This is a genomic window from Brevibacillus invocatus (assembly GCF_003710915.1).
In the GTDB taxonomy this organism is placed as follows: Bacteria; Bacillota; Bacilli; order Brevibacillales; family Brevibacillaceae; genus Brevibacillus; species Brevibacillus invocatus.
Window position 1 is genome coordinate 20,936 of the sequence record NZ_RHHR01000007.1, and the last position, 12,138, is coordinate 33,073.

Annotated in this window: 10 protein-coding genes; all 10 read right to left on the minus strand. The window is 48.5% G+C overall.

What is annotated here, in order from left to right:
• Window positions 1-33 precede the first annotated feature (33 nt).
• Entirely contained in the window at window positions 34-993 is a 960-nt protein-coding gene (locus EDM52_RS02825) for an ABC transporter permease (RefSeq protein ID WP_122907488.1), read from the minus strand.
• Entirely contained in the window at window positions 993-2,063 is a 1,071-nt protein-coding gene (locus EDM52_RS02830) for an ABC transporter permease (RefSeq protein WP_122907489.1), read from the minus strand. Before EDM52_RS02830 ends, EDM52_RS02825 begins: the two co-directional genes overlap by 1 nt.
• Complete coding sequence (locus EDM52_RS02835) at window positions 2,056-3,597, minus strand: ABC transporter ATP-binding protein (RefSeq protein WP_122907490.1); 1,542 nt, start codon at window positions 3,595-3,597, stop codon at window positions 2,056-2,058. The genes EDM52_RS02830 and EDM52_RS02835 overlap by 8 nt, the downstream gene beginning before the upstream one ends.
• Before the next feature lie 89 nt (window positions 3,598-3,686).
• Entirely contained in the window at window positions 3,687-4,736 is a 1,050-nt protein-coding gene (locus tag EDM52_RS02840; protein ID WP_122907491.1) for a BMP family lipoprotein, read from the minus strand.
• Window positions 4,737-4,795: 59 nt separating this feature from the next.
• A complete protein-coding gene (locus EDM52_RS02845) occupies window positions 4,796-5,521 on the minus strand; it encodes a GntR family transcriptional regulator (RefSeq protein ID WP_122907492.1) in 726 nt (241 codons plus the stop codon).
• 219 nt (window positions 5,522-5,740) lie between these two features.
• The gene (locus EDM52_RS02850; RefSeq protein ID WP_122907644.1) at window positions 5,741-8,119 is read right to left on the minus strand and encodes an FtsK/SpoIIIE family DNA translocase; all 2,379 of its coding nucleotides are present in this window, start codon (window positions 8,117-8,119) and stop codon (window positions 5,741-5,743) included.
• A gap of 107 nt (window positions 8,120-8,226) precedes the next feature.
• Window positions 8,227-8,457 (minus strand): YlzJ-like family protein, encoded by a 231-nt coding sequence (locus EDM52_RS02855; protein WP_122907493.1) that lies wholly within the window; start codon window positions 8,455-8,457, stop codon window positions 8,227-8,229.
• Window positions 8,454-9,284 carry a ClpP family protease gene (locus tag EDM52_RS02860; RefSeq protein ID WP_122907494.1) on the minus strand — a complete coding sequence of 277 codons (831 nt, stop codon included), beginning with the start codon at window positions 9,282-9,284 and terminating at the stop codon, window positions 8,454-8,456. Before EDM52_RS02860 ends, EDM52_RS02855 begins: the two co-directional genes overlap by 4 nt.
• Before the next feature lie 128 nt (window positions 9,285-9,412).
• Window positions 9,413-11,089 carry a ribonuclease J gene (locus tag EDM52_RS02865; RefSeq protein WP_122907495.1) on the minus strand — a complete coding sequence of 559 codons (1,677 nt, stop codon included), beginning with the start codon at window positions 11,087-11,089 and terminating at the stop codon, window positions 9,413-9,415.
• A gap of 152 nt (window positions 11,090-11,241) precedes the next feature.
• Window positions 11,242-12,108 carry a 4-hydroxy-tetrahydrodipicolinate synthase gene (dapA, locus tag EDM52_RS02870; protein WP_122907496.1) on the minus strand — a complete coding sequence of 289 codons (867 nt, stop codon included), beginning with the start codon at window positions 12,106-12,108 and terminating at the stop codon, window positions 11,242-11,244.
• Window positions 12,109-12,138 lie beyond the last annotated feature (30 nt).

A 12,138-nucleotide genomic window follows, 5' to 3' on the forward strand; every position in this document is an offset into this window, starting at 1 on the left:
AAAGAGCCGGGTTCTAGGCGTAAATTATGTCAACTAACGAGAGCCTGTTTCGTATGGTTTACCCAGAGCAGCAGGTGCGCTGGATCGACCTACCAGACCCGCCATGACCAGGATGGTCAAAACGTACGGAAGCATAAAGATGAACTCCGTCGGTACGTATTTGGTCAGGCCATAGACTTGCACCAATGACTTGATGGCTTGCGCGATCCCGAAGAACAGTGCCGCTCCCATCGCACCAGCAGGATGCCATTTACCGAAAATCAGGGCAGCAATCGCGATAAAGCCTTGACCGGATACGGTATTATGGGAAAAGTTGCTGGTTGTAGTTAATGAAATGGTTGCACCACCCATGGCTGCCAATGCACCACTGATCATGACAGCCGTGTATCTCATCTTTTTCACGCTGATCCCGACGGTATCTGCTGCACGCGGATGCTCACCGACAGCTCGCAGGCGCAGGCCGAATGCCGTCTTAAATAGAAGGAACCAGGTAAAGAAAACGACAATAAAGGCGAGAAAACTGGTTGGATATGCTTCAAAAATGGCATGACCGAGATAGGGTATGTCACTCAGCAATGGAATTTCCCATTTGCTGAACACACTGGTCAGTGTTGTGGTCTGCCCAGCACCATTAAAAATGATTTTGGTCAGGTAGACGGCCAACCCCGCAGCCAAAAAGTTGAGTGCAACGCCGCTAACGGTCTGATCAGCTTTGAATGTAATGGATGCTACCGCATGAGGCAGTGCAAATAGTGCACCGGCAATCGCAGCCGCCATAAAGCCGATCCAGGGTGCCATTGAAGTGGCCGAATCCTGGAACAAAAATGTGATGACCGCACCAGTAAAGGCACCGATGATCATCATACCTTCCAATGCAATGTTAATGACGCCAGATCGTTCAGAGTACAATCCACCCAATGATGCAAATATCAAGGCAGTGGAAAACACGATGGTATCATGAACGAGGTTACTTGCAATGACTCCCCAATCCATCAGTTTCCACCCTCCTTCTTCTTCAAAATAGGCTTCACAAAAATTTTCACAATCCCATGTGCTGCCACGAAAAAGATGACGGAAGCAATCACGACACGAATCAACTCAACGGGCACACCTGCAGTAAACTTAATTCCAGCCGCACCAAAGCTCAGGATTCCGAACAGTATCGCCCCTAATATAACCCCGATCGGTGTATTCCCCCCGATCAATGCAACGGCAATCCCGTCAAATCCGTATCCCGGCTGCGATGTGAGAATGGCCTGGTAGTGGAATACCCCAAGAATCTCACTGGCTCCACCAATACCTGCGAACAAACCACTGATAAACATTGCTTTTACAACATTGCGATTGACGTTCATCCCTGCGTATTCGGAGGCATGCGGGTTCAAACCAACCGCTCTCAATTCGTAACCTGTTTTTGTCTTCCACATGATAACGTAAAAGAAAATGGCGGCCACTACGGCAATAAGCGTGCCCCAGTGCAAGCGAGCGTTGTCAAACATCTGAGATAACCAGGTAATCGTGATAATTGCCGAATCACTTACCATTTCAGAGCGTTGCTGACCTTTTGGGACGAAGAAAGAGTTCATTACCCAGTTGGCAAGGTAAAGCGCAATCCAGTTCATCATAATGCTCGTGATAACTTCGTTCACGCCGCGCTTGGCCTTCAGATAGCCTGCTACCGAGCCCCACAGCCCGCCTGCTACCGCACCTGCCAAGATCGCCAATGGTGCGTGAATGAAAGCGGGAAGGTCCAATGTAACCCCCACTGTCGTTGCGGCGACCATTCCGATAATAAATTGGCCTTCCGCACCAATGTTGAACAAACCCGTCCGAAACGCGAAGGCAACGGCTAGTCCCGTGAAGATTAACGGTGTAATCTGCCGAATGGTTTCGCCAAAGTTGTAGGCGCTGCCAAATACTTTCTCGACCAATGCCGTATAGGCCAAAATCGGATTGAAACCACCTGCAAGCATGGCGATTGCACCGACCAGTAGACCGAGTATGATCGCAATGACTGGGACGAGGAACGATTCTTTGGTAAAAACGGCAATCGCTTTATTCATCGTTTCCTACTCCTTGCATCCGTTTTCCGCCAGACATCATCAAGCCCAGCTCTTGCTCATTTGTGGACTTCGCATCCACGATTCCAACAATCTTCCCTTCGTAAATCACAGCGATGCGATCCGCCACGTTGATGATCTCATCGAGCTCAAGTGAAAGCATCAGAACAGCCTTGCCTTTGTCACGCTGATCGACGAGTCGGCGGTGAATAAACTCAATCGCCCCTACGTCCAATCCGCGAGTAGGCTGTGCTGCGATCAACAGATCCGGATTCTTGTCCACTTCACGGGCAATGATCGCCTTCTGCTGATTACCACCTGAGAGTGCTCGAGCAGGTGTATGAATGCTTGGGGTACGTACGTCAAATTCTTCAATCAGCCTTGCCGCATGCTTGTCAATAGCGCCATAATCGAGAAAACCGTTTTTGTTAAACGTTGGGTGGAAATAAGTTTCCAGTACCATATTCTCACTCATAGTGAAATCAAGAATCAAACCGCGTTTGTGACGGTCTTCTGGAATATGAGACAAGCCTGATTCCGAGATGTCACGCGGAGTATGATTGGTGATTTCTTTCCCATTAAGAAGGACGCGACCACTTGTGATTTTGCGAAGACCCGTCAGAACTTCGATGAGTTCACTCTGTCCGTTGCCATCCACGCCAGCAATTCCCAGGATCTCACCGGCGCGCACCTCAAGACTAATGCCATTGAGGGCATTTACACCGCGATTCCCCATCGCCACGACATTCTCCACCGACAGGATTGGTCCTTTTGGTTGCGCTTCCGTCTTGTCCACGCGAAAATTCACTTCTCGACCCACCATCTTGGCTGCCAATTCATCAGGATTCGTATCCTTGACCATAAGAGAGTCGATGACTTTCCCTCTGCGAATGATTGTAACGGCATCACATACAGCCATAATTTCCTTGAGCTTGTGCGTAATAAGGATAATCGTCTTGCCTTCCTTGACCAGGTTATGCATGATTTCGATGAGTTCATTGATTTCCTGAGGAGTCAGGACAGCTGTCGGTTCATCAAAAATCAGGATATCTGCACCGCGGTACAAGGTTTTGAGAATCTCTACCCGCTGCTGCATACCTACCGAGATCTGCTCAATCTTCGCATTTGGGTCAACTTGTAAGCCGTATTGTTTCGACAGCTGCTCGACAGCCTTTACAGCCTGCTTTATATCTATTTGTAACCCGTTTTTCGGTTCATTTCCTAGCACAATATTCTCTGTCACTGTAAATTTTTCTACCAACATAAAGTGTTGATGCACCATGCCAATACCGAGTTCATTTGCTACATTGGGACTCGTGATCTTGACCGTGTTTTCATTAATAAGGATTTCGCCTTCCTCAGGCTGATACAAACCAAACAAAACGTTCATAAGTGTAGACTTGCCGGCGCCATTTTCTCCAAGTAGCGCGTGAATTTCCCCTTTTTTCACGGACAAGTTAATATTGTCGTTGGCGATAATACCCGGGAAACGCTTGGTAATACCTCTCATTTCAACCACTGTTTTTACCGAATTCAACCACGTTCACCCCGTTTTTATGGGTCTAGTAGGTAAAGAACAAGGCTAGTTGCTCGAACTAGCCTTGTCCGCTTGCAGCCTCATATTTCTTACTCAGCAGGTACTTTGATTTCACCACTAACAATTTTTTGCTTGTATTCGTCAGCCAGCTTCAATACGTCTTCTGGTACGTTCTTGCTAGAAGTGTCAGCCAAACCTACGCCGTCTTCAGCCAGACCCAACCATACGATTTTGCCGCCTTCGAATTTACCTTCGATTACGTCTTTAGAAACACGATAAACAGCTTCATCAACACGTTTTACCATGGAAGTCAGAGTAATATCGTCACCGAAAGTCAGGGATTGGTCTTTGTCAACACCGATTACCCAAACGTTTTCACCTTTGGATTTGCGGTCTTTACCTTCGTTGAATACGCCATCGCCAGTACCACCAGCTGCGTGGAAGATGATGTCAGCGCCTTGACCATAGATTTGGGAAGCAGCAGATTTACCTTCGTCTGGCTTATCGAAGAAACCAGTGTAGATCTTGATTACTTCAACGTTCGGGTCAACCGCTTTCACACCCGCTTCGAAGCCTACTTCAAAACGTTTGATTACTGGGATTTCAACACCGCCAACGAAACCAACTTTCTTAGATTGGCTCATTTTCGCAGCAACTACCCCTGCCAAGAAGGATCCTTCATGCTCTTTGAACAATACGGATTCTACGTTTGGAGCCTGTACTTCAGCATCGATGATCGCCAATTTTGCATCTGGGTTTTCATCAGCAACTTTTTTCAAGTGGTCACCCATCAGGAAGCCAATACCCCATGTCAGATTCCAATTGTCTTTTACAAATTGGGTCAAGTTAGGTACATAATCAGCATCACTGGTAGATTGCAGGAAGTTTACGTTTTCCTTTGGCAGGTTCAGTTCTGCCTGAAGCTTTTGCAGGCCTTCCCATGCGCTTTGGTTGAAGGAGTTGTCGTTTACACCACCGACGTCAGTAACCATACCGACTTTTGCCGTTGCAGCAGGAGCTGCTCCTTCAGTACCAGTGCCAGTTTGTCCTTGAGGTGCCTCAGTTTTACTGCCGCAACCAGCCAGTACGAGTGACAGGCTAAGCGTTGCAACAGAGAGGACGGAAAGAACCTTTTTCATGCGAGATTACCCCCTGTTTTTGATGTAAATGAAATTGTTTCATGTGGGTTGCCCCACCGTTACAACCGTCTGCGCACGACATGGAAGTGAATCTTGTCAGCCCGAAAGTAATTGTGGGAAAACAAGATTGGACGTTCGCTCTCATCGTAATGGATTTGTTTGAGCAACAACAACGGCGTCGACTTATCACACTGCAGCAGATTGGAAACCTTTTCATTGTAGCCCATTGGTTCAATCTCAGCGACTGCATAGGAGATGCGAATTCCCGTCGTGCTCTCCAGCCATGTAAAGATAGATTCTCCCCCTGCGGTGTAACCCTCGGGCACCAGGTGTGCGGGAATACGGTCAATGCAATAAACCACGGGCAATCCATCCGCGGTGCGTATACGCTCTACCATGAGTACGCCTTCCCCCGGATTAAGGGACAGACGTTTCCGCTCTTCTTCTGCAGACTCTCCAAAGGAAGTCTTCAAGATTATCGTACCCGCCGTGTAGCCTTGACGCTCAATTGCATCAGTCACACTAAATAGTTCCCCAATTCCTCCAGAAAAAACAGGCTTGGAGTTAATAAAGGTGCCTACTCCATGTCGGCGAATTACAATTTTCTCTTCTTCCAGAAGACGAAGTGCCTCGCGAAGCGTCGCTCTGCTAACGCCCAATTGTTTGGACAGCTCTGCTTCTGATGGCAAGCGTTCACCAGGACGCCTCTGCCCTGATTCGATATCGCTCTTGATTTTATCCATAACCAAGAGACACAATGATCGAGCATTCCCCTTGATGTTCAATGTCATTCACTCCTGCTGTCCAGTTGCCATCCCAACAGGTAGGACGTCAGACCTCTGATTCGTAGAAGACGGCATAACAACAATTTCCTTTAATCTCGTAAGAATTTTACCTTAGGGGCGAATATCATGCAAGCCATATTTTCGTAAACAACATGGTGTTTTACGAAAATATGGCTTGATTTTTACATCGTCTTTCCTATTGCATGGTTACGCCGCAATTTAGGATATATTACTTTCTACGGATGGCCGGGGCAAACGGACTTCTCTGGGCTTACTACCTTCGTAAGGGCCGACGACTCCGTTCGCTTCCATCATATCAATCAGACGTGCTGCCCTCGTATACCCGACACGCAATCTACGCTGCAACAAGGATGCTGAAGCTGTTTGAGCCTCTGAGACGATCTGGACTGCCTGATCGTACAGCTCGTCGTCCACAACTGGCTGCGCTTCTTCCTGCACCTCGCCAGGTATCATCTCTTCGTTGTATCGTGCTTCCTGCTGTTGCTTGACGAACTGAACGACTTCCTCGACTTCCTTATCTGAGACGAACGCGCCCTGTACACGGATCGGCTTGGAAGCCCCCATCGGAAGAGAAAGCATGTCTCCCCTGCCCAATAGCTTCTCTGCTCCCCCCATGTCCAGAATTGTGCGCGAATCGGCCATCGAAGAGACGCCAAAAGCAATACGGGAAGGAATATTCGCTTTAATCACACCTGTAATGACATCTACAGATGGACGCTGTGTCGCGATAATCAGGTGAATACCCGATGCGCGCGCCATTTGTGCCAGACGGCAGATGGCGTCCTCAACCTCTCCCGGGGCAACCATCATCAGATCCGCCAACTCGTCCACGATTACCACGATATAGGGCAGCGGAGCGCCCTCCACATTGGCGTTGTACATTTCGATGTTGCGACTGCCTGTTTTGGCAAACAGGTTGTATCTGCGCTCCATCTCCGCCACCACTTTTTTCAGTGCGACAGATGCCCGTTTCGGGTCTGTCACAACAGGTGCGAGGAGATGCGGGATTCCGTTGTAGACATTCAATTCTACCATTTTCGGGTCGACCATCATCAGCTTGACCTCATCTGGCTTCGCCTTGAACAAGATGCTCATGATCAAGCCATTGATACAAACCGACTTCCCGCTACCCGTAGCTCCTGCAACGAGCAAGTGGGGCATTTTAGTCAAGTCCGCCACGATCGGTTCACCAGAAATGTCACGTCCAAGAGCCACTGTCAGCTTGCCGGGTGCATCCTGATATTGCGGTGCTTCCAATACCTCACGAAGGGACACCACAGCAACCTCCGAATTGGGGACCTCAATACCGATGGCCGATTTTCCTGGAATAGGCGCTTCAATGCGGATGTCCTTGGCTGCGAGGGCCAGCGCCAAGTCGTCGGTCAGGCTGACAATTCTGCTTACTTTTACACCTGTCGCGGGCTGAACCTCATAACGGGTAACGGCTGGCCCTCGATGAACCTCGGAGACCGTCGCATTGACTCCAAAGCTTTTGAGCGTCTGCACGAGCTTGGCTGCATTCGACGTGTGGTCCACGTCTTTTCCAGATGAAACCGAACGCGGTCGAGAGAGCATTTGTAAGCTTGGCAATTCATAAGGTAAAGCATTGGCCTGATTCTCGGCATTTTCCAGCGTACCGAAGATCTCCTCGTCACCTTCCAGCGTAAAGGTGATTTCCTGAGCGCTTTGTGACGACGGCTCTTGTCTTTTGGATTGTGCAGCACTGCCTTGTGGTCCTTCATCCAACGAGATTTTATCCGTGAAATCGTGGATTACCGGTTGGACAGGGGCTTCTGGCTGGACCTGCGTGTATGTATCCTGCGGTGGCCATCCCGCATCCTGGAGAGGATCAACAGTTGTACCTGCCATCCTTTCCTCCTTAGACGCTTTTTGTGATTCCTTCGCCTTTTTTGCTTCCTCTTTGCGCTTTTCACTCTCTTCTTGCATCAGTTGAACGGACTCTTTTACGGTGTCTTTGGCTTTTCCATAAATTCGCGCAGCTTTGTCTCGCAGAAAAATCAAGATATCCACATACGAGAGATTAAACATGAACATGAGACCAACCAGGAACAAAAAGACAATGATAATGCCTGTACCGATCGTGCCGACGAGGCTGTTGCTGAACGCAAAGACGAGAGCGCCAAGCATTCCGCCTCCTACGCCAGTTGTGGAGACACGCTGACTGTGATCCAGCCACAGCCTGTCCCATGTGACGCGGATGATGCTTTGCTCTGCAAATTTGCCATCAGCCGTAATCTGCTTGTATAGCATCATGTGGTCCCAGGTGAAAATGGCAAGCCCGATCAGCATGATCCCCAAAACACGATACGTCAGCTTGGGCCGTTGGCGAGTAAACATCATGTAAAGGGCCATTCCAATTAAGAATACCGGAATCGTAAAATCCCAAGATCCTGCAAAAAAGCGGAAAAGGAATGCTAGTATATTTTTCCCCAACCAGCCGCTCTCCAGAAGGCCAATGAGCGCCAATACGATAATGACAAGTCCCAGCAGCTCTATTTTAACAACCGAGGCCAATGCCGCGCCTGACTGTTTTTTTCCTCTCCTACTCACTGGCACGCCTCCTTTATTCAGCATCAAATTGTAAAAAGGCAGCCGTGTGCTGTTCGGCTGCTGTTCGTACACATTTAGTATAACACAGGAAATTCATAGAAATACAGGACTTCTTAGGAGAACCCTTCCGGCTGTATAGGGATCATTTTACCTGGAGCAAACCTGGGATTGAGGTAATCCTGCGGGTCAGGGCTAATCATTCTGACGATCCGTCCTTCGAAAGGACCTGTTTGCTCGATCAGCATTGTTGCATGGCCGATCGCGACTTCCTTGATCTCCTGTTTTTCTACCTGGTCCATGTTGGCGAAGATCGTCTCCATCGGAATCACGGAGTGGATGATCATTGCAGCATCTTCTCCTCGGTCCGATTTTTCTCGATCAGCTCATTTAATTTCTTCAGCGCCTTGCCCAAGCCTCCTACCTCGTCAATCAACCCGTACTTTACAGCGTCCGCACCGATCACATTCGTACCAATATCTCGGGTCAGCTCTCCTGTACGTAGCATCAAATCACGAAATTGCTGTTCACTGATTTTCGAATGCCGGGCGATAAAACTGACAACACGCTCTTGCATTTTGTCCAGGTATTCAAAGGTTTGCGGCACGCTGATGACCAATCCAGTCAGACGAATGGGGTGAATCGTCATCGTGGCTGTTTCGGCGATAAACGCATAATCTCCTGCTACTGCAATCGGCACTCCAATACTGTGACCGCCACCCAGAACTAGCGTGACCACCGGTTTCGATAAGGAGGCGACCATCTCGGCGATCGCCAATCCAGCCTCCACATCTCCACCAACTGTGTTCAGGATAACAAGAACCCCTTCGATTTTACTGTTCTGCTCTGCAGCCACCAGCTGAGGAATGAGGTGTTCGTACTTGGTCGTCTTGTTTTGGGGTGGGAGCTGGATATGTCCTTCTACCTGACCGATAATGCTCATGCAGTAAATATTGCTCTCCAGCTGAGGGATATTCGTTTGTCCAAGCTGGGTGATGGAATCAATCAACTTTTTCTTGGATTCCTCTGGTGCCTGTGGTGCTGGTTCAACTGCCGGCTCTTGTGCAGGCTCTTGATCTTCAGCAGAAGAGGCCAAGAAGTTTGAGATTTGCTGGTTGCTTGTTCCAGCAAAAAGTGGCCGATTCAAATAATCGGTTAATCCGCGATTTGACATAATCATCCTCCCTCACTTTCCTCGTTAGTATGGTTAGGGCGAGGGAAAAAGATGCACCTTTGGAAATGAACAACAAAAAAAGAGCCTAAAACCCATTTCATTAGGCTTCAGACTCTTTTGTGCAGGACTTACACTTCCATAATAATCGGCAGGATCATTGGACGACGGCGTGTCTGCTCATACAGATAGCGTCCCAGCGATTCTTTGACGTTATTTTTTAGTGAAGACCATTCATTCACATTTTCTTCCATGCATTTCACAAGTGTTTGGGTCACAATGCGATTAGCCTCGTCCAGCAATTCCTCAGATTCACGTACATAGACGAAACCGCGAGAAATGATGTCTGGACCTGAAAGGATCGTACCATTTTGTTTGCTGAGAGTAACGACAACTACCAGAATTCCATCTTGAGATAGCAATTTGCGGTCTCTTAGTACAATGTTTCCTACATCTCCCACACCCAGCCCATCGATCAGGACATTGCCTGAGTGAACTTTTCCACCATAGCGCGCGTTGCCGCCGGAAATCTCTACCGTATCACCGTTGTCCAGCAAGAAAATGTTTTCTTCCGGAATGCCCACTTGTTCACCAAGAATCGAGTGGCTTTTCAGCATGCGGTATTCGCCATGAATCGGGATGAAGAATTTCGGTTTCATCAGGTTGAGCATCAGGCGCAGGTCTTCTTGACTGCCGTGGCCGGAGACGTGGACGGTTCCGTTTGGTCCGTGGCCGCCATAAATCACGTCGGCGCCGATGCGAGATAATTGGTCAATCGTGCGCGCTACGTACTTTTCGTTCCCTGGAATAGGTGTAGCGGCGATGATAACAGTATCTCCTGGAAGGATATCGATTTTCCGATGGGCGGATCGGGCCATACGAGTGAGTGCCGACATCGGCTCTCCCTGACTTCCAGTAGACAAGATGACCACTTGCTCAGCGGACAGCTTGTTAATTTCATCCGTATCAACGATCAGACCATCCGGAACGAAAAGATAGCCCAGATCACGACTGATGTTGATCACATTTTGCATACTTCTGCCGACAACCGTCAGCTTTCGATTAAATTGTACGGCTGCATCTACAACTTGTTGAATCCGATGCACGTTTGATGCGAATGTGGAAACGACAATACGACCAGTCGATTTACTGAATACATCCTTAATCGCAACTCCAACCGAACGCTCCGATCCTGTAAAACCAGGTCGTTCTGCATTGGTACTATCCGACATCAAGCATAATACGCCGCGATCACCAATCATCGCCATCTTGGCCAAATCTGCTGTCTGGTTGTTGATCGGCGTTTGATCAAATTTGAAATCGCCGGTATGAACAATATACCCTTCTGGCGTATCCAAGCATAGGCCGACACAGTCCGGAATACTATGGTTTACACGGAAAAAGGTTGCTTTCATCTTGCCGAGGACGACTTCCGAATCACTATTGATCAAAACGCGCTTCGTATCATTTAGAATGCCCGCTTCTTTCAATTTTGCTTCAATCAATCCGAGGGTTAGCTTGGTAGCATAGACCGGTACATTCAGGTGTTTCAGGACATAGCTCAGCCCACCGATGTGGTCCTCATGACCATGCGTAATAATGATACCCCGAACCTTGTCGCGATTTTCCTCCAAGTAAGTGATGTCCGGAATAACCATGTCAATTCCCAGCATTTCCTCTTCCGGGAATTTCAAACCGGCATCAATCACTACGATGTCATCATCGCACTGTACTACGTACATATTTTTCCCAATTTCGCCGACTCCGCCCAGGGCGAAAATGAGAACAGAGTGATTCGACTTTACCAAAACATGTAACCTCCTATATTTAGTTGTCATTGTACACTCAAAAAACCGCCCCAAATCACTTATTTTCATTATACCCGAAGTGAAAACGTGAACACAAGAAAAAAGAGCCATTCGCAAAGAATGGCTCCAAAAAGTAACATATTTTGATCACATTAAACAAACAGGGAATGAACAAATGCTTTTTCTTGCTCCGTCAGTTCCACGAGTGGAAGTCGAACGCCTCCTACATCAATTCCGAGCTTATTCAATGCTTCCTTGGTAGGCCCAGGACTCGGATATGCGAACAAGCCTTCGAATACAGGCATGAGCCTACGGTGCAGACTGGCTGCTTCCTTGGTGTTGCCCGCAAAAAAGGCATCGAGCATCTCAGTCATTTGGCGTCCCACGATGTGGCTCGCAACGCTGACGATCCCTACGCCGCCAATAGAGAGAATGGGCAAGGTAAGGCTGTCATCACCGCTGTATACTTCAAAGCCATCCGGGGCATGCTCAATGATCTGAGCAATCTGACTCAAATTGCCGGACGCTTCTTTCATGCAAACGACATTGGGCAGCTGAGCCAATCGCAGTGTGGTCTCAGCCGTCATGTTTACGGCAGAACGAGCAGGAACGTTGTACAGCATAACGGGTAATTCAGTAGCCGATGCCACTGCCTTGAAATGCGCATACAGTCCTTCTTGGGAAGGGCGGCTGTAGTAAGGGGCTACCAGCATGACTCCATCCACGCCAATGCTTTTCACAGCTTGGGTGAATTCAATGCTTGCAGCAGTATCATTGCTGCCAGTACCTGCAAGTACCTGGCACTTGCCTTTTGCATAGCTCACTACATGCTTAAACAGCTCTAATTTCTCCGTATGAGACAAGGTAGGGGATTCCCCTGTTGTCCCGCTTACGACGACACCTTCACTGCCTGACGCCACAAGATGATCAATCAGGCGCTCTGTTTTATCGTAATCAATCTGGTTTTGATCATTAAACGGGGTTACCATCGCGGTAACCAGTCGGCCAAAACGTGCCACTGCCTATCCAACTCCTCTATTCATAATCAA

Excerpts from the sequence above, each read along its gene's own strand:
- EDM52_RS02825 (WP_122907488.1), bottom strand. The coding sequence starts at position 993 with ATGGATTGGGGAGTCATTGCAAGTAACCTCGTTCATGATACCATCGTG.
- EDM52_RS02830 (WP_122907489.1), bottom strand. The coding sequence starts at position 2,063 with ATGAATAAAGCGATTGCCGTTTTTACCAAAGAATCGTTCCTCGTCCCA.
- EDM52_RS02840 (WP_122907491.1), bottom strand. The coding sequence starts at position 4,736 with ATGAAAAAGGTTCTTTCCGTCCTCTCTGTTGCAACGCTTAGCCTGTCA.
- EDM52_RS02855 (WP_122907493.1), bottom strand. The coding sequence starts at position 8,457 with ATGATCATCCACTCCGTGATTCCGATGGAGACGATCTTCGCCAACATG.
- EDM52_RS02860 (WP_122907494.1), bottom strand. The coding sequence starts at position 9,284 with ATGTCAAATCGCGGATTAACCGATTATTTGAATCGGCCACTTTTTGCT.